Origin of the sequence: Granulicoccus phenolivorans DSM 17626 = NBRC 107789 = JCM 15570 (assembly GCF_000423085.1) — a bacterium.
GTDB lineage: Bacteria > Actinomycetota > Actinomycetes > Propionibacteriales > Propionibacteriaceae > Granulicoccus > Granulicoccus phenolivorans.
Window position 1 is genome coordinate 136218 of sequence record NZ_KE383974.1, and the last position, 21562, is coordinate 157779.

A 21562-nucleotide genomic window follows, 5' to 3' on the forward strand; every position below is an offset into this window, starting at 1 on the left:
GATTCCGTGTTCTCCGCCACCGAAAATCGACAGAACGTAAAACACCAGGTTACGGATTGTCAAAGAGCAGGTGTGGTAATGGGATTCGTCACTCCGGGTGACCCGCTGGTAGTCTTGGAGACCGATCCGGACGACAGTACCGGATGACCCGGCTGCGCCGTGCAGCGCGGGACGTCGGCACCCGAACGTCGGTGCCTTCTGGTTCGTCTTCTCTGCCACCTCCAAGCAAGCGCCGCTCGCCGCGGCCGGTGGGCCGTTGACGTGCCTACGAGCGGGCCGGAAAACCGGTCCAGAGAAGTGAGACATCATGTCCAAACGACCCGTTACGCCCAACCGCAAGCACAACACCGGCAAACCGGCGGGCAAGAAGAGCACCGGTCCGAAGTCCTTCAAGTCCGACGGCACCCCGAAGGCTCGCTGGAGTTCGTCCGAGCGCGCCGAGCGCGGGCATTCGCCGCGCCGCGGCGGTGGCCGACCGCGCAGCGAATCCCGCGGCTACGAGGGGGAGCGCCGCACCGAGGGGGAGCGTCGCACCGAGCGGGTGAGCGACCGCTCCGGACGCAACTTCGCCAAATACGATCCCCGCGATGATCGGCCGCGCCGCGACTTCGACCGGGATGATCGTCCGCGTCGGGACTTCGATCGGGATGATCGGCCGCGCCGCAATGATCGGTTCGACCGGGACGACCGTCCGCGCCGGGACTTCGACCGGGACGATCGGCCGCGCCGCAACGACCGGTTCGAGCGGGATGACCGCCCGCGCCGGGACTTCGATCGGGATGATCGGCCGCGTCGTAATGATCGGTTCGAGCGGGACGACCGCCCGCGCCGGGACTTCGACCGCGCCGATCGGCCGCGTCGCAACGACCGGTTCGAGCGGGACGACCGGCCCCGTCGGGACTTCGACCGGGACGACCGGCCGCGTCGCAACGATCGGTTCGACCGGGATGATCGGCCGCGCCGGTTCGAGCGCGACGACCGGCCGCGGCGCCACGACCGGTTCGACGAGGGGACCCGCTTCGAGCGTCCCGAGCGGCGTACGACGGCCGAGTTCGACGCCGACACCGAGGCCGACACCATGTCCTGGGCGCAGGCCGAGGACGTCGAGGTGGACACCACCACCGTCGCCGATGATGCCGACTTCGCCCAGCTCGGCGTCCCGAAGGAACTCGTCGCGGTGCTGCAGCAGCGCGGCATCACCACTCCGTTCCCGATCCAGCAGGCGACCATCCCCGACGCGCTGTCCGGACGCGACGTGCTGGGGCGCGGGCGTACCGGTTCGGGCAAGACGCTCGGCTTCGGCCTGCCGATGATCGCCCGCCTCGCGGCGCAGCCGGACACCCACGCGGGCCGCAACCCGCGCGCGGTGGTGCTGGTGCCGACCCGGGAACTGGCGCTGCAGGTCGCCGACGTGGTCTCCCCGCTGTCCCAGGCGATGGGCCTGAAGGTCATCCTGGTCGCCGGGGGCATGTCGTACGGGCCGCAGCTCAAGGCCTTCGAGCGGGGCATCGACATCGTCGTGGCCACGCCGGGCCGGCTGATCGACCTGATGGATCAGGGCGCGGCCGACCTCAGCGATGTCCAGGTCACCGTCCTCGACGAGGCCGACCACATGGCCGACCTCGGCTTCCTGCCCGATGTCACCCGGGTGCTGGACTCGGTGCCCGGCGACGGCCAGCGGCTGCTGTTCTCGGCCACCCTGGACCGCGGGATCGACAAGGTGGTGCAGAAGTATCTGCACGATCCGGTCACCCACGAGGTCGACTCGGCCCAGGCCGAGGTCACTACGATGGAGCACCATGTGTTCCACGTCCAGCCCAACGAGAAGGTCCAGTTGACCGCGCTGATCGCCAATCGGCCCGGCCGGACCGTCATCTTCGTCCGCACCCAGCGCGGTGCCGACCGCGTCGCGGAGCAGTTGCGGGAGGCCGGCATCCTCGCCGGCGCCCTGCATGGCGGGCTCACCCAGGGCGCGCGGGCGCGGATCCTGGCGGCGTTCAAGGAGGGCTCGCTGCCCGTCCTGGTCGCCACCGACGTCGCCGCGCGCGGCATCCACGTCGACGACGTCTCCCTGGTCCTCCAGGTCGACCCGCCGATGGGACCCAAGGACTACCTGCACCGGGCCGGCCGGACCGCACGCGCCGGCGAGGCCGGGGCCGTGGTGTCGCTGGTGCTGCCGCACCAGAAGCGGGAGGTCGCCCGGCTGACCAAGCAGGCCGGCGTCCAGGTCACCCCGGTGGTGGCCCGGCTGGCCGATCCCCAGGTCGCCGAGATCACCGGCGGCAGCCTGCCCGAGGGCGAGCCGATCAGCGAGGAGGAGTACCGCGCGCTGATCGCGCCGAAGAAGCCGGAGCGGCGCCCGCGCAAGCAGTACGGCGACCGGGACCGGCGCGGCGGCGGCTGGCAGGGAGGCGGCCGCAAGCCCTACCGCGGCCGCGGGGGACGGCGTGACTGAGACCGGGGAGATCTCCCTGGGGATCGTGCGGGACGCGGACGCCGCGGGCGTGCTGGAGGTCATCCACGCCGCCTTCGGGGCCCGCGCCCACGTCGATCCGCCGCCGCCGGCGCTGTCGGAGACCGTCGCGTCGGTGACCGCCGAGATCCGTGCCGGGTCCGGCGTGGTGGCGCGGGTGGACGGGCGGATAGCTGGAGTCATTCTGCTCAAGGCCCTGGACGCGGACACCACCAGCCTGATCCGGGTCTCGGTGCATCCGCGGTTCCAGCGGCTCGGCGTCGGTGCGGCGCTGGTCGAGGCGGTGCAGGAAGTGGCCGCGGCGGCCGGGTTCCGGCGGGCCGAGCTGGTCGCCCGCCGGGAGTTTCCCGAGGTGGTCGCCTGGTGGCAGCGCCGCGGGTATCGGTTGGCGAGCACGGAGGGCGAGAAGTGCATTCTGGTCCGCCGGTTGCCGGTGCTGATCGATGTGCCGACCGCCGACGCGATGCGCGAACTCGGCGTCGGCCTGGCCGGCCTGCTGCAGCCCGGTGATCTGGTCCTGCTCAACGGAGGGTTGGGGGCCGGCAAGACCACCCTGACCCAGGGCATCGGCGCCGGCCTCGGGGTCACCGAACAGGTCACCTCGCCGACCTTCGTGATCTCCCGGATCCATCGCAGCGCCGCGGGCCGACCCACCCTGGTGCATGTGGACGCCTACCGGCTCGGCAGCCTCGACGAGGTCGACGACCTGGACCTCGACGAATCCGCCGACGACGCGGTCACCATCGTCGAATGGGGCGCCGGCAAGGCCGAACAATTGGCCGATGATCGGCTGGAGATCGAACTGCGGCGCAGTCCGGACCCCACCGATGAGACCCGCCTGGTCATTATTGCCCCGGTCGGCGCCCGCTGGGCCGAGGCCGATCTGGACGCGCTGCTGGAGGAACTGTCATGACCGTGCTGGCGATCGACACCTCGACCGATGTCCGCGTCGCGGTCGCCGACGGGCCGACCGTGCTCGCCCGGGCCACCGAGCACGACACCCGGTCCCACGTCGAACAACTGGTCCCGCTGATCCGGCGCGCGCTCGAGCAGGCCGCGCTCGACCTGGCCCGGATCGACCTGATCGTGGTCGGGATGGGCCCCGGCCCGTTCACCGGACTGCGGGTCGGGATCGCCACCGCGCAGGCGCTGGCCATCGCCGACGCGATCCCGCTGCGGCGGGTCTGCTCCCTGGACGTGCTCGCGCTGACCGGGGTCCGGACCCTCAGCCCCGCCGATCGCGCCGAGGGCTTCCTCACCTGCACCGATGCCCGGCGCAAAGAGGTCTACTGGGCCCGGTACGACGCCGCCGGGGTCCGCGACGGCGAGCCCCGGGTCGGGCCGCCGGACGCCCTGCCCGACCTGCCGATCATCGGGCCCGGGGTCGCGGCGTACCCGCAGTTGGGCAACCGGGGTACCGTCGAGGCGGTCGACGCCGGCCTGCTGGCCACCCGCGGCACCGAACTGCCCGAGGTCGGAGCCTCTCCGCTGTACCTGCGACGACCCGACGCCGCGGTGCCGACCCGACGCAAGTCGGCCCTGGCCCTGCCGCAACGGCCCGGCGCGGCCCGCCCGCGGATCCGCCGCCGACCGGCATGACCGGGGCGCTCACGCTGCGGCCGGGCCTACCCGGCGACCTGGCCGCGATCATGGAGCTGGAACGAGCCGGGTTCGCCGCTGCCGAGCAATGGAGCGAACGCTCCTGGAGCGACGAGCTGGCCGCCGGGCACCGGCTGATCCTGCTCGCCACCGCCGGGGCCGAGGTGCTCGGGGTCGCCACTTTCCAGCACATCGCCGGCGTCGCCGACCTGAACCGGATCATCGTGGCCCCCGCCGCGCGCGGCGCCGGCATCGGGCGCACCCTGGTCGAGGCGGGCGCAGGTACGCTCGCCGCGACGGGCAACGACCAGCTGCTGCTCGAGGTCGAGCGGCACAACACCGCGGCCCGGGCCCTGTACGCCGCGACCGGGTTCGTGCCGATCGCGACCCGCAGCGACTATTACGGACCCGGCCGGGACGCGATCATCATGCGCCGTGACCTGGGAGAGGAGAACCATGAGTGAGCCCCTGGTGCTGGGCATCGAGTCCTCGTGCGACGAGACCGGGGTCGGGATCGTCCGCGGTCAGGAGATTCTGGCCAACGAAGTGGCCTCCTCGGTCGACCAGCATGCCCGTTTTGGCGGGGTCGTCCCCGAGATCGCGTCCCGGGCCCACCTGGAGGCGATCGGTCCGACCCTGGAACGGGCACTGGCCACCGCCGGGATCGACCCGAGCGAGCTGGACGGGGTCGCGGTCACCTCCGGTCCGGGCCTGATGGGGGCGCTGGCCGTCGGGGTGGCCGCGGCGAAGGCGCTGGCGTACGCCTGGAACAAGCCGCTGTACGGGGTCAACCATCTGGCGGCCCACGTGCTGGTCGACGAACTCGATCACGGCCCGCTCCCGCTGCCCGCGCTGGCCCTGCTGGTCTCCGGCGGGCACACCCAACTGCTCAAGGTCGAGGACCTGCTGACCGGAATCACCGAGATCGGGACCACCATCGACGATGCCGCCGGGGAGGCGTACGACAAGGTGGCCCGGGTACTCGGGCTGGCCTATCCCGGCGGTCCGGTGATCGACAAGGCGGCCCAACAGGGCGACCCGCGCGCGATCGCGTTCCCGCGCGGGCTGACCGCCCGACACGATCTGGCCAAGCACCGCTTCGACTTCTCCTTCTCCGGCCTGAAGACCGCGGTCACCCGCTGGGTCGAACTGGCCGAACGCGACGGGCGCGAGGTGCCGGTCAACGACGTGTCCGCGTCCTTCCAGGAGGCGGTCGCCGATGTGCTGTCGGCCAAGGCGGTCGACGCCTGCCGGTTCCATGAGGTCGACACCCTGGTGCTCGGCGGCGGGGTCGCGGCGAACTCCCGACTGCGCGGCCTGCTCGAGGAGCGCTGCGGTGACGCCGGGATCACCCTGCGCCGACCGCGGCCGGGCCTGTGCACCGACAACGGGGTGATGATCGCCGCGCTGGGGGTGGAGGTGATCCGCCACGGCGGTCGCCCGTCCCCGGCCGATCTGGGCGCCGACGCCGGCCTGCCGGTCTCCCGCGTGCTGGTCTGAGCGAGCGATCCGGGCGGGGCGCGATGGATCTGGTGACGGCCCGGCAACTGACCGGGCGGGATGGGAGCGACGGCGCGGCGGCCCTGGCCGCCGCAGCGGCGGAGGCCGAGCCGGACTCCCTCGGTGCGGCAAGTCGGTTGCGGCGTAGCTTCGCCCCGGACCTGGCCGCGGCGGCGCTGACCCAGGTGGGGCTGCGGCGACGCGCGGTGACCAAGTTCGGTGACCGGGCGGGCGAACTCTGGTTCACCCCGGCCGGTCTGGAGCAGGCCACCCGGCCCGCGGTCGCCGCCTGGCGGGCCGAGCGGATCGCCGGGCTCGGTGCCCGGACCGTGGCCGATCTGGGCTGCGGAATCGGGGCCGACAGCCTTGCTTTTGCCGCCGCGGGCCTGGGCGTACGCCCGGTCGAGCGGGATCCGGTCACCGCGCTGTTCGCCGAGCAGAACCTCGGCGTCCCGGTGGTCGTCGGCGACGCCGAGCAGGCCGAGCTGGCCGAGGACTGGTACGCCTTCTGCGACCCGGCCCGCCGCGACGGCTCCGGGCGGGTCTGGAACGTCGACCAGTTCACCCCCTCCTGGGACTTCGCCACCGGTCTGCTGGCCCGCCCGGCCGGGGCCTGCCTGAAGCTCGGCCCGGCTCTGCCGCACCGGATGATCCCCGACGGGGTCGCGGCGATCTGGGTCAGTGACGGCGGGGACGTGGTGGAGGTGTCGTTGTGGTCCGGACCGGGGATCACCCCGGGGCTCGGGGCGGTCCGGCTGGCCGAGGGCCGGGTCGAGGAGTTGTGGGCCGATTCGCGCCGCGCCGAGGTCGGGGCGCCGGCGGCGTACGTCTATGAGCCGGACGGGGCGGCGATCCGGTGCGGTGGGCTCGGCGAGCTGGCCGCCCGGCACGGGCTGTCGGCGCTGGCGCCGGAGATCGCCTACTTGACCGGGCCCGAACCGGTGGAGTCGCCGTGGCTGATCCGGTTCCGGGTGCTGGAGGACCTGCCCTGGAAGGAAAAGCTGGTGCGCCAGTGGGTCCGGGACCACCGGATCGGGACTCTGGAGATCAAGAAGCGGGGGATCGACGTCGATCCGGCGGCGCTGCGGCGCCGGCTCAAGCCCGCCGGTTCGGAGCGGGCGACGATTCTGTTGACCCCGACCCCGGCCGGGGCCCGCTGCTTGGTCGTGGAACGGGAATCGGATCGAATCTGGCACTCCACTTGAACGAGTGCTAACCAGCGCGCTAGATTGAGGTCCGTTAGCACTCTCCACCCGAGGGTGCCAGCAGCTTGGGACGGCACCCGCGACGACGCCCCGGGCCTGGAACCGTACATTCAAAAACATTGAAAGGGGTTTGAACGTGGCAGTCACGATCAAGCCGCTCGAGGACCGCGTCCTCGTTCAGCCGCTCGAGGCCGAGCAGACCACCGCTTCCGGCCTGGTTATCCCCGATACCGCTCAGGAGAAGCCGCAGGAGGGCAAGGTCATCGCCACCGGCCCCGGCCGCGTCGACGACAAGGGCGCCCGGGTTCCGATGGACGTCGCCGAGGGCGACGTCGTGATCTTCTCGAAGTACGGCGGCACCGAGGTCAAGTACAACGGCGCGGAGTACCTGCTGCTCAACGCGCGCGACATCCTCGCCGTCGTCTCCAAGTGATCTCGGAGGTCGATTAGATGCCCAAGATCCTTCAGTTCGACGAGGAAGCTCGTCGCTCCCTGGAGCGTGGCGTGGATGTCCTCGCCAACACCGTGAAGGTGACGCTCGGCCCGAAGGGCCGCTATGTCGTGTTGGACAAGAAGTGGGGCGCCCCCACGATCACCAACGACGGCGTCACCGTGGCCCGCGAGGTCGAGCTCGACGATCCGTACGAGAACCTCGGCGCCCAGCTGGCCAAGGAAGTCGCCACCAAGACCAATGATGTCGCCGGTGACGGCACCACCACCGCCACCGTGCTCGCCCAGGCGCTGGTCCACCAGGGCCTGCGTGCGGTCGCGTCCGGGGCCAACCCGGTCGGCCTCAAGCGCGGTATCGAGAAGGCCGTCGAGGCGCTGGAGACCCAGCTCGCCTCGGTCGCCCGCCCGGTCGAGACCACCCAGGACATGTCCCAGGTCGCCACCATCTCCTCGCGTGATGAGGAGATCGGTCAGCTGATCGCCGACGCGTTCGACAAGGTCGGCAAGGACGGCGTGATCACCGTCGATGAGTCCCAGACCTTCGGCACCGAGCTCGAGTTCACCGAGGGCATGCAGTTCGACAAGGGTTACCTGTCGCCCTACATGGTCACCGACTCCGAGCGGATGGAAGCGGTCCTCGACGATCCCTACATCCTGATCAACTCCGGCAAGATCTCCTCGATGCAGGAGCTGCTGCCGCTGCTGGAAAAGGTCATCGCCGCCAACGGTTCGCTGGTCGTCGTGGCCGAGGACGTCGACGGGGAAGCCCTGTCGACCCTGGTCGTGAACAAGATCCGCGGCACCTTCAACTCGGTGGCCGTCAAGGCCCCCGCGTTCGGTGATCGCCGCAAGGCCATGCTCGAGGACATCGCGATCCTGACCGGTGGTCAGGTCGTCGCCCCCGAGGTCGGCCTGAAGCTGGACCAGATCGGTCTGGAGTCCCTGGGTCGCGCCAAGCAGGTCGTGATCACCAAGGACGCCACCACCATCGTCGGCGGTGCCGGCGAGCAGTCCGAGGTCACCGATCGCGTGGCGCAGCTGCGCAAGGAGATCGAGAACTCCGACTCCGACTGGGATCGCGAGAAGCTGCAGGAGCGGGTTGCCAAGCTCGCCGGTGGCGTCTGTGTGATCCGCGTCGGGGCGGCCACCGAGGTGGAGCTCAAGGAGAAGAAGCACCGCATCGAGGATGCCGTCTCCGCGACCCGCGCCGCCATCGAAGAGGGCATCGTCCCCGGCGGTGGTACCGCGCTGGTGCAGGCCGCCAAGGTGCTCGACGACAGCCTCGGGCTGACCGGCGACGAGAAGGCCGGCGTCCAGATCGTGGCCAAGGCCGTGGTCGAGCCGCTGCGCTGGATTGCTGAGAACGGCGGCGTACAGGGCTACGTCATCGTGGCCAAGGTGGCCGAGCTCCCCGACGGGCAGGGCTACAACGCTGCCACCGGTGAGTACGGCGACCTGGTCGGCATGGGCGTCATCGACCCGGTGAAGGTCACCCGCTCCGCGCTGACCAACGCCGCCTCGATCGCCGCCCTGCTGCTCACCACCGAAACCCTGGTGGTCGAGAAGCCGGAGGAGTCCGACGACGACAAGTGACCTGTGAGGTCAGTCTCCTGAACGGGGCACCCGCTGTGGCGGGTGCCCCGTTCTGCGTCTCCGGTCGGGCGTGGGTGCGGCCGCGGGCCGGATGGGTGTCGGGGCCGGGCGGGTATCGCGGGCCGGTCGGGTGTCGCGGGCCGGTCGGGTGTCGCGGGCCGTTGGTTGGGTTTGCGGTGTTGCCTGCGGGCTCGCGGGTCCGTGTCGGGTACGCGGGCCCTGCAGGGGCTGCGGGACGGACGGGGGACCGCGGACTGTACCGAGCGTCGCTGGTTGGTGCTGATGCGGCGCTGTGCCAGCCACGTAGGTCAGGTGTCCGAGCAGCGACCAGGTGTCCGAGCGGTGTTCCGGGCAGGGAGCGTCCCTGATGGTCACGGAGCTTCGGGGCGCCCGGACGCTGCGTACCCCTGAGGGCCGCTGTCCGCACGGGCTGACGCTGGATGGTCGAACCTCGGGGGGTGCTCCAGGGCCGAACAAGGTGGTGGGGGTCATTGGTCTGCTTTACGTGGCTGCGGTGGGGCAAGTCCGGTGGGTTCGCGGGCCAACGGCCGGGTCTGCGGTGCTTCCTGCGGGCTCGCGGGTCCGTGCAGGGGCTGCGGGACGGATTGGGGACCGCGGACTGCACCGAGCGTCGCTGGTTGGTGCCGATGCGTCGCTGGGCCGGCCATGCAGGCCAGGTGTCCGAGCAGCTACCAGGTGTCCGAGCGGTGTTCCGGGCAGGGAGCGTCCCTGATGGTCACGGAGCTTCGGGGCGCCGGGACGCTGCGTACCCCTGACGGCCGCTGTCGGCCCGGGATGACGCTGGGTGGGGCAAGTCCGGTGGGTTTGCGGGCCAACGGTCGGGTCTGCGGTGCTTCCGGTGAGTTCGCAGGCCGGTGTCGGGTACGCGGGCCGTGCAGGGGCTGCGGGACGGACGGGGGACCGCGGACTGCACCGAGCGTCGCTGGTTGGTGCCGATGCCTCGCTGGGCCGCCCCGGCCGGTAACTCCTACACGCCCCGTTTGGCTGGGCAGAACGCCCGACCCGCGGCCACGCCGGTACGGTCATACTGGGCCCATGGTCAACACCACTGCCTCCGACACTTCCTCCGACGAGGGCTTCACCGGCCTGCGCGGCGCCCTCGCCGACCCGGACCGCCGCCTGCTCGGCACCTTCGTCAACATTCCCCGGGTCGAGGTGGTGGAGCTGGTCGCCGCTGCCGGGTTCGACCTCATCGTGATCGACGCCGAGCACGGCCCGTTCGGGCTCGAGCCGCTGGTTCCGCTGATCGCGGCCGCCCAGGGCAGTGGCATGTACGCCGTGGTCCGGGTTCCCGAACTGCGCCCGCACGCGATCGGCGCCGTCCTCGACATCGGCGCCGACGGCATCCTGGTCCCGCACGTGCTCTCCGGCGACGCCACCGCCCAGGTCGTCGCGGCTGCCCGCTTCGCCCCCGAGGGGACCCGGTCGTTGCACAACGGCGTCCGGGCCGCCCGCTACGGCGCCGACCCCGACTACTTCGCCGCGGCGAACCGGCGTACCGCGGTCCTGGTGATGTGTGAGGACATCGAAGCCGTCCGGGCCATCGACGACCTGATCGCGGTGCCCGGCGCCGACGCCATCTTCGTCGGCCCGCTCGACCTGTCCGCCTCGATGGGCTACGTCGGGCAGCCCAACCACCCCGAGGTCGTGGACACCGTCCGCAGTGTCCTGGGTCAGGCCACCAACGCCGGCAAGGCCGGCTCGCTGATGGTCAGTACGGCCCAGCAGGCCCGCGATCTGCTGGACGCCGGCGCCCGGATGGTGCTGGTCTCGGTCGACACCGCGATGATCCTGGAGGCCTTCACCCGGACCCGGGCCGCGGTGTTCCCCGAGGATCCGGTGCCCCGGCGCGGCCCCGGCTACTGAGCCCCGGCCGAAGCCGGCGACAACCCCCGGCCCCACCGGCGCGGACGCGGATCTGGATCCGGCCGATCCCTGGACTAGGATCGGGGCGATCAGGCGAACAGGAGTGGCTTTGACCGCACAGACCCGACCCGCGGCCGGCGGACGTTTCGGTTGGCTGCGTACCCGGGGAGTGCTGATGGGGCTGCTGGGCAGCATCTGCATCAGCATCGCGGTGATGACTCCGGGCTTCGTCCCGAACGCGGGTCTGGATCGGATCCTGCCGGTCCGCTGGTTCCGCAACCTGGTGCTGGGCGACCTCTACCTCGGCCGGGTCTTCATGCTCGCCGGCCTGATCCTGTTGATCGGCGGCTGGCTGCGGCTGCGTCCGGCGGTCACCCCACGGGTGCCGCACGCGGCGATCCTGGCGCTGTGGTCGCTGCCGATGCTGCTGGCCCCACCGATCTTCTCCAGCGACGTCTTCCTGTACGCCGACCAGGGCTGGATCCTGCATCTGGGCCTGGATCCCTACCAGATCGGACTGGCCCAGGTCGGCGGCCCCTTCGACACCAACGTGCACTGGGTGTGGCGCGGCACCACCGCGATCTACCCGCCGCTGGCCCTGCAGATCCAACACCTCATCGTCAGTACGACCGGCTATTCCGGCTACCTGTCGGTGGTCGCGATGCGGATCCCGGCGATCATCGCCGCGATCGTCATCGCCGTCCTGGTGCCCCGGCTGGCCCGGCTGCTGCGGGTCGATCCGGAACTCGCCAAGTGGATGGCCGTGCTCAACCCGATGCTGCTGCTGCACTACATCGGTGGCGCGCACAACGACGCGCTGATGGCCGCCGGCGTCCTGCTGGCGTGCTACCTGACCTACCGCTTCGGTCGCCCGGGGATGCTGATCGGCGCGGCGATCATCGGCGTCGGCACCGCCATCAAACAGCCCGGCCTGATGGCCGCCTTCGCGATCGGACTGATCCCGGTTGCCCATCGGCTGCCGAGCATGCCCGTGGCCCGCCGGCTGCTGGTCGGCGGCGGCCATGTGCTGGCGTCGATCGCGGTGGCCGGGCTCGCGTTCGTGGCAACCACCGCGGCCACCGGTCTCGGCTTCGGCTGGATCCGGGCCACCAGCATCGGCGAGCTCACCTGGTCGATGAGCCCCTCCAGTGTGGTCGAGCAGATCGTCGGTCCGATCGCCGGCCAGTTCGGCTACACCGGAAATCTGTTGCCGCTGTTCAGCCAGATCACCACCGGGCTGAGCGTACTGGCGCTGGTCTGGCTGGCCTGGCGCTACTTCTTCGCCGACCGGATCGGGCATGACCCGATCGGCACCCGGTGGCGGCTGGATCCGGCCGCGCCCACCGACTGGCACGACTACCCGCTGCGCTGGCTGGCCTGGGCCTTCATCCTGTTCAGCCTGGGCGGGTCGGGGTATCACACCTGGTACTGGCTGTGGGGTGGCATCTATCTCGGCATGCTGCGCTACAACGACAAGCTGATGCGCCTGGTCGTGGCGATCATGATCTTCCTGCTGACCACCGAGGCCGGCCAGGAGTACTACTCTGTGCGCACCATTCCGGGCATGGTGCTCGGGGCGACACTGGCGTACCTGTGGTGGATCTATTCGGTGCGGTGGAAGTTCAACCGCTCCGATCCCACCGCGGCGACCGACGCCCCGGTGCCGAGCGTGTCCGGCGGAATAAGATGAGGAGCGGTTCGGCTATGTCCAGCAGACGGTTCGATCGAACCGGCTGACGGGCCCATCGCAGCAACCAGTCGAGTGCCCGACACAGACACAGACGTACGCAGACCACACGTACTTACACCAGGGGTGACATATGGAGTTGACCGGCGCCGGAGTTCCGGAGAAGTTCGCAGCCTTGGGGCTGACCTTCGATGATGTACTGCTGCTGCCCAACGAATCCGACGTGATCCCGTCCGCCGCGGACACCACCACTCGGGTCTCGAAGAACATCAGCATCAAGATCCCGCTGCTCAGTTCGGCGATGGATACCGTGACCGAGCACCGGATGGCCGTCGCGATGGCCCGGGAGGGCGGACTGGGCATTCTGCACCGCAACATGTCGATCGAGGAGCAGGCGGGCCAGGTCGACCAGGTCAAGCGGTCCGAGGCCGGCATGATCGTCGACCCGGTGACCACCACCGCCGACGCGACCATCGCCCAGGTGGACGAACTGTGCGGGCACTTCCGGATCTCCGGAGTACCCGTGGTCGACGATCAGATGCGCCTGGTCGGCATCGTCACCAACCGCGACATGCGCTTCGAGCACGACCCGAACCGCAAGGTCAAGGACGTGATGACCCCGATGCCGCTGGTCACCGGCTGGCCCGGCATCTCCAGCGAGGACGCGATGGCGCTGCTGGCCAAGCACAAGATCGAGAAGCTGCCGCTGATCGACGATGCCGGCAAGCTCAAGGGTCTGATCACCCTGAAGGACTTCGTGAAGTCCGACCAGTACCCGAATGCCTCCAAGGACGCCCAGGGCCGGCTGCTGGTCGGTGCCGGCATCGGCTTCTACGGCGACGCCTGGGAGCGCGCCGGGGCGCTGCAGGAGGAGGGCGTGGACGTGCTGGTCGTCGACACCGCGCACGGCCACTCGCAGGCCCAGCTGGAGATGATTCGCCGGCTCAAGGGCGATCCCGCCTTCGCCGGGGTGGACATCATCGGCGGCAACGTCGCCACCTACGCCGGCGCCAAGGCCCTGTGCGAGGCGGGCGTGGACGGGGTCAAGGTCGGCGTCGGCCCGGGCTCGATCTGCACCACCCGAGTGGTCGCCGGGGTCGGCGTACCGCAGGTGACCGCGATCTACAACGCCGCCCAGGCCTGCCAGGCCTACGGCGTCCCGGTGATCGGCGACGGCGGCCTGCAGTACTCCGGTGACATCGCCAAGGCGCTGGTCGCCGGGGCCGATTCGGTGATGCTGGGTTCCCTGCTGGCCGGCTGTGACGAGTCGCCCGGTGAGTTGACCTTCATCAACGGCAAGCAGTTCAAGACCTACCGCGGGATGGGTTCGCTGGGCGCGATGGCGGCCCGCGGTCGCAAGCCGTCCTACTCCAAGGACCGCTACTTCCAGGCCGATGTGACCAGCAACGACAAGATCATCCCCGAGGGCATCGAGGGCCAGGTGGCCTACCGCGGACCGCTGGAGGCCGTCGCCTACCAGTTGATCGGTGGCCTGCGGCAGTCGATGTTCTACACCGGTGCCTCGACCATTCCGGAACTGCACGAGCGCGGCAAGTTCGTCCGGATCACCTCCGCGGGCCTGCGCGAGTCGCATCCGCACGACATTCAGATGACCGTCGAGGCGCCGAACTACACCGCCGCCACCCACAGCTGAGCTGACCCCGACCGAGCCACCCCGGCTTGCCGAAAGGACTCCCATGTACGACATCGGCCGTTCCAAGCGTGCCCAGCGGGCCTACTCCCTGGACGATCTGACCATCGTCCCGACCCGGCGCACACGGGGGATCGAGGAGGTCGACCTGCATTGGCGGCTGGACGCGGTGGAGTTCGAGTTCCCGATCCTGGCCGCCCCGATGGACTCCATCATGTCCCCGGCGACCGCGATCACCATCGGCAAGCTGGGCGGGCTCGGTGTGCTCAACCTGGAAGGGCTGTGGACCCGCTACGAGCACCCCGAGGAGCAACTCGACCAGCTCTCGGCGATCCAGGACCCGGTCGAGGCGACCCGGCGGATGCAGAGTCTGTACGCCGCCCCGATCGACCCGGAACTGATCACCCGGCGGCTGACCGAGATCCGCGAAGCCGGGGTCCCGGTGGCGGGCTCGCTGTCCCCGCGGCATGTCGCCGAGTTCGCCGGGGTGGTGGAGAAGGCCGGGGTCGACTTCTTCGTCATTCGCGGCACCACCGTGTCGGCCGAACACGTCTCCAGCGTGCATGAGCCGCTGAACCTGAAGCAGTTCATCTACGACCTCGATGTGCCGGTGATCGTCGGGGGCTGCGCGACCTATCAGGCCGCGCTGCACCTGATGCGCGCCGGCGCGGCCGCGGTGCTGGTCGGCTTCGGCGGTGGCGCGACCCATGCCACCCTCGACGTGCTCGGGGTCGCGGTCCCGATGGCGACCGCGATCGCCGATGTGGCCGAGGCCCGCCGGGATTACATGGACCAGTCCGGGGGGCGCTACGTCCACCTGATCGCCGACGGTGGGGTCGGGCGTACCGGCACCATCGCCAAGGCGTTCGCCTGCGGTGCCGACGCGGTGATGGTGGGCTCCCCGCTGGCCCGGGCGGCCGAGGCTCCCGGGCACGGCTGGCACTGGGGTGCGGAGGCCTGGCACGCCGACCTGCCGCGCGGGGAACGCGTCCGGTTCTCCCCGATCGGCTCGCTGGAGGAGATCATGCTCGGCCCGTCGTCGGTCTCCGACGGCACGATGAACCTGGTCGGGGCGCTGCGGCGTACGCTCGCGACGACCGGCTACACCGATGTGAAGGCGTTCCAGCGCGTCGAGGTCGTGCTGAACCGCTGACCCACTGAGCCGCCGGCCGACCCCGATCAGGAGACATTCATGACCACACCCGACAGCCCCGAGTCCGCACTGCCGGAGCTGACCCGGCTGCGGGCCAGCATCGACAACCTGGACGCCGCGGTGATCCATCTGCTCGCCGAACGGTTCAAGTGCACCCAGCGGGTGGGGGAGCTCAAGGCCACCCATGGGCTGCCGCCGGCCGATCCGGCCCGGGAGCAGCAGCAGATCACCCGGATGCGGGGGATCGCTCAGGCCGCCCATCTGGATCCGGAATTCGCCGAGAAGTTCCTCAACTTCATCGTCTCGGAGGTGGTCCACCACCACGTGGCCATCGCGGAGTCCCATGCCAAGGAGGCCACCGAAAGCTGACCGATTGGTAACAAATTCGGTTACTTCTCTTTGTTCCGTGACGCGGCACAGCGATGGGGCTAGTGTGATTTGGCACACCCCGCACTGCTGTGGAGGAGATCGTGTCACATTCAAAACGCATGCGTCGCTGGCTCGCCGCCGGTGTCGCGGTCGCAACGGCCGGCCTGCTCGCCGCTTGTTCGGCGACCAATACCGGGCCACCCACGCTGACCTGGTACATCAATCCCGATGACGGGGGCCAGGTCGACATCGCGGCCAAGTGCACCCAGGCCTCCGGGGGCACGTATCGGATCCAGACCTCGCTGCTGCCGCGCGATGCGGCCTCCCAGCGGGAACAGCTGGCCCGCCGCCTCGCCGCCGGGGACAGTTCGCTGGACATCATGAGCCTGGATCCGCCGTACGTGCCCGAACTGGCCGAACCCGGCTTCCTCGCCCCGGTCCCGCAGACCGTGATCGACCAACGCACCACCGATGTCGTCGACGGCGCCCGCAAGGGTGCCCAATGGAACGGGAAGTACGTGGTCATCCCGTTCTGGGCGAACACCCAGCTGCTGTGGTACCGCAAGTCGGTGGTCGAGAAGGCCGGCCTGGACATGAGCAAGCCGGTCACCTGGGACCAGATCATGAATGTCGCCCGGCAGACCGGAACGCATCTGGGCGTCCAGGGCATCCGCGGCGAATCGATGACGGTGTGGGTCAACGCGCTGATGGAGTCGCAGGGCCAGTCGATCGTGATCGGCAACGCCAGCAGCGCCGACCAGACGCAGTTCGGCCTGGATTCCCCGCAGGGAGTCAAGGCGGCCGAGATCATCGGCACCATCGGCCGGGAGGGGCTCGGCGGACCGGGCCTGACCACCCAGGACGAGAACCAGTCGATGAGCACCTTCCAGGGCGCCAAGGGCTCCTTCATGGTGAACTGGCCCTTCGTGTGGCCGGCCACCCAGTCGGCCAAGCCGGAGCTGATCAGTGACATCGGCTGGACCACCTACCCGCGGGTGGACGCCAACACCGAATCCGCCCCACCGCTGGGCGGCATCATGCTCGGGGTCGGCGCCAAGAGCAAGCACACCGACCTGGCCTTCGAGGCGGTCACCTGCATCACCTCGCCGGAGAATCAGGCGCACTACTTCGTCACCAACGGCAACCCGCCGGCGAGCAAGGCCGCCTATGACGACCCCCAGGTCGCCCAGAAGTTCCCGATGGCCCCGGTGATCCGGACTTCGCTGGACAACGCGAAACCGCGCCCGCAGACCCCGTACTACAACGAGGTCTCCACCGGCCTGCAGCAGCGCTGGACGCCGGTGCAGACGGTCACCGACCAGACTCCGGCCCAGACACAACAGTTCCTGATGCAGGTACTGCGAGGGGAGCGATTGCTGTGAGTACTGCTGCACAACCCCGCGAAGCCTCCGGCAGCGGCTCGAGCGCCACCACCGGTGGCGCCGTCCAGAAGCGGAACCAGCCCCGACCGCGGCGTACCGAACGGGCCCGGGCCGAGGCCCGGCTCGGCTGGCTGCTGGCCGGCCCCGCCTTCGTCCTGATGCTGCTGGTGACGATCTATCCGATCCTGCAGGCGGCCTTCGACTCGCTGTTCTCCTACCGATTGACCGCGCCCCAGGATCGCGCCTTCGTCGGGCTGGGGAACTACGGTGTGGTCTTCACCGACCCGGTCTTCTGGGCCGACTTCGGGGTCACCCTGCTGATCACGGTGATCACCGTGGCGGTCGAACTGGTGCTCGGCTTCGCCCTGGCGCTGGTGATGAACTCCGCGATCAAGGGCCTCAAGGGGCTGCTGCGGACCGCGATCCTGGTGCCCTACGGCATCATCACCGTGGTCTCGGCCTTCGCCTGGTTCTACGCCTTCGACATCAACACCGGCTATGTGAACTCCTGGATCGGGCAGCCCAACCTCGACTGGTTCGGTTCGGGACCGACCGCGCTGGTGGTGATCATGGCCTCCGAGATCTGGAAGACCACCCCGTTCATCTCGCTGCTGCTGCTGTCCGGGCTGGCCCAGGTGCCCAGTGAGCTGACCGAGGCCGCCAAGGTCGACGGGGCGACCTGGTGGGAGCGGATGAGCCGGGTGATCCTGCCGAATATGAAGGCCGCGATCATGGTCGCCGTGCTGTTCCGGGCGCTGGATGCGTTCCGCATCTTCGACAACATCTTCATCATGACCAACGGTGCGTACGGCACCGAGACCCTGTCGCTGCTGGCCTACCGCACCTCGATCGGTCGCCTCGAAGTGGGCATGGGCTCGGCGGTCTCGGTCGTGCTGTTCCTGCTGGTGATCCTCATCGCGGTGATCGCCATCAAGGGCTTCAAGGTCGACCTGGCCGGAGGAGGCAAGCGATGAAACGCAAAATCGGATGGGCCGTGATCACGATCCTGGTCCTGGTCTACGCACTGTTCCCGGTGCTGTCGATCCTGATGAACTCGTTCAAGTCCTCCGGCGACTTCACCGAGGGCGGGCAGTTCCTGCCGCGGACCTGGTCCACGGAGAACTACCAGATGATCTTCTTCGGCGACGCGAAGGACCTGTTCCTGCCCGCGCTGCGCAACTCGCTGGGCATCACCCTGATTGCGACCGTGATCGCGGTGGTGCTGGCCACCCTGTGTGCGTATGCCGTGGCCCGGCTCGACTTCCCGGGCAAGCGGATCGTGCTCGGGGCGGCGCTGGCGATCTCGATCTTCCCGGTGATCTCGATCGTGACGCCGCTGTTCAACCTCTGGCGTCAGATCGGGCTGTACGACACCTGGCTCGGTCTGATCATCCCCTACCTGTCGCTGACCCTGCCGATCTCGATCTACACCCTGTCGGCGTTCTTCCAGCAGATCCCGTGGGAACTCGAACAGGCGGCCCAGGTCGATGGGGCGACCCCGTTCCAGGCGTTCCGGAAGGTGATTGTGCCGCTGGCCCTGCCGGGGGTGTTCACCACCGCGATCATCGCCTTCTTCATCGCCTGGAACGACTTCGTCTACGGCATTTCGCTGACCTCGACGTCGGCGGCGCGACCGGTCCCCGCGGCGCTGGCCTTCTTCACCGGGGCCTCGCAGTTCGAGGAACCGGCCGGAGCGATCTCCGCGGCCGCGATCATCGTCACCATTCCCGTCGTCATCATCGTCATGCTGTTCCAGCGTCAGATCGTGTCCGGTCTGACCCAGGGCGCAGTCAAGGGCTAAGGAGCCGAAGTGTCAACCATCACCCTGAAGAACCTCGTCAAGCGCTACGACGACGGATTCGAGGCCGTCAAGGGGATCAGCCTGGACATCGCCGACGGTGAGTTCATGATCCTGGTGGGCCCGTCCGGTTGCGGAAAGTCCACCCTGCTGCGGATGATCGTCGGTCTGGAGGACATCACCGACGGCGAACTGCAGATCGACGGGAAGCGGGTCAACGAGATGGCGCCCCGGGATCGCAATCTGTCGATGGTGTTCCAGAACTACGCGCTGTACCCACACCTGACCGTCTATGAGAACATCGCCTTCCCGCTGCGGCTGAACAAGAACTCCGTCCCCAAGGACGAGATCGATCGCCGGGTCCGGCAGGCCGCCGACATGTTGGACCTGAACGAGCATCTGCAGCGCAAGCCGGGCAACCTGTCCGGTGGGCAGCGCCAGCGGGTCGCGATGGGGCGGGCGATCGTGCGCGATGCCGACGCCTTCCTGTTCGACGAACCCCTGTCGAATCTGGACGCCAAACTGCGCGGCCAGATGCGTACCCAGATCGCGCAGTTGCAGCGCAAACTGGGCACCACCTCGATCTATGTCACCCACGACCAGACCGAGGCGATGACCCTGGGGGACCGGGTCGCGGTGCTGAAGCGGGGTCTGCTGCAGCAGGTCGCCAGCCCGCGCGAGCTGTACGAGCAGCCGGTCAACCTGTTCGTCGCCGGCTTCATCGGATCGCCGTCGATGAACTTCCTGCCGGCCCATCCGGTCGACGGGAAACTGCGGACGCCGCTGGGCGACATCCCGGCGCTGGAGCATCAGCTCAAGGCGGCCGAGGGGCGCGACATCGTCCTGATCGGGGTGCGCCCGGAACACTTCGAGGACAACAAGCTGGTCGACGAGGGGGTCCGCAGCAAGGGGTGGACCTTCAAGGCGGACGTGTCGCACACCGAATGGCTGGGCAACGAACAGTACGGCTACATCTCCTATGAGCCGGACCCGAAGGTCTCCGGCCTGCTCAACTCGCTGGCCCAGGACCTCGATGCCGACGAGCTTGTCCCGATGGTGGTGACCAGCCTGGAGGCGACCAGCCGGATCCGCGGCGGGCAGCAGGCCGAGTTGTGGATGGACGTACGCAAGCTGCACGTCTTCGACGCCGAATCCGGGGAGAACCTGACCCGGGATGCCGAGGAGGGGGCCCGGCTCACCGCCGAGGCTGCCGAGGAGCGTGCGTTCGAGATCAAGCGGGCGCAGCAGGAGGTGTCGGCCTGAGGCAGTGGGCCGACTCGATGCGGTCGATTCCGCGGCGACAGGGGATAATCCGGGGGTGCTGACCCCTTTGGTGTTGACCCAACTCCTCTGCGCCGCGGTGCTCGCGCTCAGCGGTATCGCCAAGCTCCGCGAGCCCCGGGCTTCCCGGGACGCGTTCGTCGCGCTGCGGCTGCCGGACCGGCTGGCCGCCGGTGCCGCGCCGCTGCTGCTGCCGTACGCCGAACTGGTCCTGGCCGCCGGGCTGCTGGTGACCCGGGGTCGGCTGCTCGCCGTCGTGGCGGGGGCGACCGGGCTGCTGTTCGTGGCGTACCTGGTGGTGATCGCCCGGGCGCTGCGCTTCACCGAACCCGTGCACTGCAACTGCTTCGGCAAGATCGGCGACCACTCGGTGTCGATCCGGACGCTGATCCGCAATGTGCTGCTGGTGCTCGCCGCCGGTGCGGCGCTGCTGGGTGCGCTCGGTGGGGTGGCGGTGATTCCGGTGCTGACCGGCCCGGGGGCCGGGTCGGTGTGGGGCTGGGTGGCGGTTGCGGTACTGGTGGCGGCGGTGGCGGTGCTGATTCTCGGGCGGCCCGCCCCCGAGCCCGAACCGGTCGTCGAGGCTGCTCCGGTGGACGAACGTGTCCCGGTGGCCGAGGCTGCTCCGGTGGAGCGGCGGCTGCCCGATGAGGTGGTGACCGATTCGCGGACCGGCGCGTTGGTCCGCCTGCGCGAGTTGGGGGCCGACGGCCCGATGGTGCTGGTCACGCTGACCTCGGGGTGCGGCCCCTGCCAGCGGGTCGCGGCGCAACTGCCGGGCTGGCGGGCCGCGGGGCTGCCGGTGCGGGCCCTGGTGCGTCTGGGGGCGACCCGGTTGTTCCCCGATCCGGGCGGTCTGGCGGCGTTGGAGGATCACACCGGGCGGGTGATTCCGCTGGTGTTCGGCTACCACGCCCCGGCGGCGTACCTGGTCGGTGCCGATGGGGTCCTGCTGGCCGGCCCGGCGCGCGGGGAGGATGCCGTGGCGGCGCTGGTGGGGTCGCTGGGCGAGGGCCCGGCGTACGACCCGTTCCGGCTGCCGGAGGACGAGCCGTCCGAGGTGGGGGAGGAGGACTACTTCCGCGCCCCGATCCCCGACGTCGTGCTGATCGACCGGGATCGTCAGCCGACCACGCTGCGTTCGTTGGCGATGCTGCGGGCCCAACTCCTGGTCACCGTGAACTGCTACTGCGGACCGGCCATGTTCACCCTGGCTCGGGTCGCCGACTACCGGGACCGGCTGCCTGCACTCGATGTCCGGGTGCTCAGCTCGGTGGATCTGGCGCGGGTGCCCAATCTTGATCCGGGGGTCCTGGCCAGCTCGGTCTATGACCATGATCAGATCGCCCACCGGGCCCTGGGGATCACCAGCAGTCCGGCCGCGGTACTGATCGGGGCCGATGGGCTGCTGGCCGGTGGTCCGGTGCTCGGTCCGGAGGAGGTTGACGCCTTCATCGCCGAGGTCGAGGCCCAGTTCGCCGCGGCGGCGGACTGAGTTTCCGGTTCGCGGGTGGAGTTTCGGGCTCGCGGGTGG

18 protein-coding genes are annotated in these 21562 nt (G+C 69.7%); all 18 read left to right on the forward strand.

All coding sequences use genetic code 11. The features are described 5' to 3' along the window. Positions 1–307 precede the first annotated feature (307 nt). The 18 genes from G531_RS26850 (at position 308) to G531_RS0118060 (ending at position 21523) form a co-directional block, all read left to right on the forward strand. Positions 308–2455, forward strand: a complete 2148-nt coding sequence (locus G531_RS26850; protein WP_081684248.1) for a DEAD/DEAH box helicase — start codon at positions 308–310, stop codon at positions 2453–2455. Continuing rightward, positions 2448–3386, forward strand: a complete 939-nt coding sequence (gene tsaE / locus G531_RS0117980) for a tRNA (adenosine(37)-N6)-threonylcarbamoyltransferase complex ATPase subunit type 1 TsaE (protein ID WP_245630437.1) — start codon at positions 2448–2450, stop codon at positions 3384–3386. The genes G531_RS26850 and tsaE overlap by 8 nt, the downstream gene beginning before the upstream one ends. Continuing rightward, the gene (gene tsaB, locus G531_RS23825) at positions 3383–4072 is read left to right on the forward strand and encodes a tRNA (adenosine(37)-N6)-threonylcarbamoyltransferase complex dimerization subunit type 1 TsaB (RefSeq protein ID WP_051215685.1); all 690 of its coding nucleotides are present in this window, start codon (positions 3383–3385) and stop codon (positions 4070–4072) included. Before tsaE ends, tsaB begins: the two co-directional genes overlap by 4 nt. Further along, the gene (locus G531_RS0117990) at positions 4069–4536 is read left to right on the forward strand and encodes a GNAT family N-acetyltransferase (RefSeq protein WP_051215686.1); all 468 of its coding nucleotides are present in this window, start codon (positions 4069–4071) and stop codon (positions 4534–4536) included. The genes tsaB and G531_RS0117990 overlap by 4 nt, the downstream gene beginning before the upstream one ends. Continuing rightward, a complete protein-coding gene (gene tsaD / locus G531_RS0117995) occupies positions 4529–5572 on the forward strand; it encodes a tRNA (adenosine(37)-N6)-threonylcarbamoyltransferase complex transferase subunit TsaD (RefSeq protein WP_026928284.1) in 1044 nt (347 codons plus the stop codon). The genes G531_RS0117990 and tsaD overlap by 8 nt, the downstream gene beginning before the upstream one ends. A gap of 23 nt (positions 5573–5595) precedes the next feature. Beyond that, positions 5596–6777 carry a THUMP-like domain-containing protein gene (locus tag G531_RS23830; RefSeq protein WP_035759657.1) on the forward strand — a complete coding sequence of 394 codons (1182 nt, stop codon included), beginning with the start codon at positions 5596–5598 and terminating at the stop codon, positions 6775–6777. Positions 6778–6913: 136 nt separating this feature from the next. Next, complete coding sequence (gene groES, locus G531_RS0118005; RefSeq protein ID WP_026928285.1) at positions 6914–7210, forward strand: co-chaperone GroES; 297 nt, start codon at positions 6914–6916, stop codon at positions 7208–7210. A 17-nt stretch (positions 7211–7227) separates the two neighbouring features. Beyond that, positions 7228–8820 (forward strand): chaperonin GroEL, encoded by a 1593-nt coding sequence (gene groL / locus G531_RS0118010; protein ID WP_026928286.1) that lies wholly within the window; start codon positions 7228–7230, stop codon positions 8818–8820. Positions 8821–9876: 1056 nt separating this feature from the next. Beyond that, complete coding sequence (locus G531_RS23835) at positions 9877–10707, forward strand: HpcH/HpaI aldolase family protein (RefSeq protein WP_051215687.1); 831 nt, start codon at positions 9877–9879, stop codon at positions 10705–10707. A gap of 109 nt (positions 10708–10816) precedes the next feature. Next, positions 10817–12397 (forward strand): polyprenol phosphomannose-dependent alpha 1,6 mannosyltransferase MptB, encoded by a 1581-nt coding sequence (gene mptB / locus G531_RS0118020; protein ID WP_026928287.1) that lies wholly within the window; start codon positions 10817–10819, stop codon positions 12395–12397. Positions 12398–12527: 130 nt separating this feature from the next. Next, positions 12528–14048: an IMP dehydrogenase gene (guaB, locus tag G531_RS0118025; RefSeq protein ID WP_026928288.1), complete on the forward strand. Its 1521-nt coding sequence runs from the start codon at positions 12528–12530 to the stop codon at positions 14046–14048. Positions 14049–14091: 43 nt separating this feature from the next. Then, positions 14092–15198: a GuaB3 family IMP dehydrogenase-related protein gene (locus G531_RS0118030; protein ID WP_026928289.1), complete on the forward strand. Its 1107-nt coding sequence runs from the start codon at positions 14092–14094 to the stop codon at positions 15196–15198. 39 nt (positions 15199–15237) lie between these two features. After that, on the forward strand, positions 15238–15567 hold the full coding sequence (locus G531_RS0118035) for a chorismate mutase (RefSeq protein WP_026928290.1): 330 nt from the start codon (positions 15238–15240) through the stop codon (positions 15565–15567). 119 nt (positions 15568–15686) lie between these two features. After that, positions 15687–16949 carry an extracellular solute-binding protein gene (locus G531_RS0118040; protein ID WP_035759659.1) on the forward strand — a complete coding sequence of 421 codons (1263 nt, stop codon included), beginning with the start codon at positions 15687–15689 and terminating at the stop codon, positions 16947–16949. After that, positions 16946–17923: a carbohydrate ABC transporter permease gene (locus G531_RS0118045; RefSeq protein WP_035759662.1), complete on the forward strand. Its 978-nt coding sequence runs from the start codon at positions 16946–16948 to the stop codon at positions 17921–17923. The genes G531_RS0118040 and G531_RS0118045 overlap by 4 nt, the downstream gene beginning before the upstream one ends. Beyond that, entirely contained in the window at positions 17920–18750 is an 831-nt protein-coding gene (locus tag G531_RS0118050; protein ID WP_026928293.1) for a carbohydrate ABC transporter permease, read from the forward strand. Before G531_RS0118045 ends, G531_RS0118050 begins: the two co-directional genes overlap by 4 nt. A 9-nt stretch (positions 18751–18759) precedes the next feature. Further along, positions 18760–20010 (forward strand): ABC transporter ATP-binding protein, encoded by a 1251-nt coding sequence (locus G531_RS0118055; protein ID WP_026928294.1) that lies wholly within the window; start codon positions 18760–18762, stop codon positions 20008–20010. A 55-nt stretch (positions 20011–20065) separates the two neighbouring features. After that, positions 20066–21523, forward strand: a complete 1458-nt coding sequence (locus tag G531_RS0118060; RefSeq protein ID WP_162143194.1) for a MauE/DoxX family redox-associated membrane protein — start codon at positions 20066–20068, stop codon at positions 21521–21523. Positions 21524–21562: the final 39 nt, after the last annotated feature.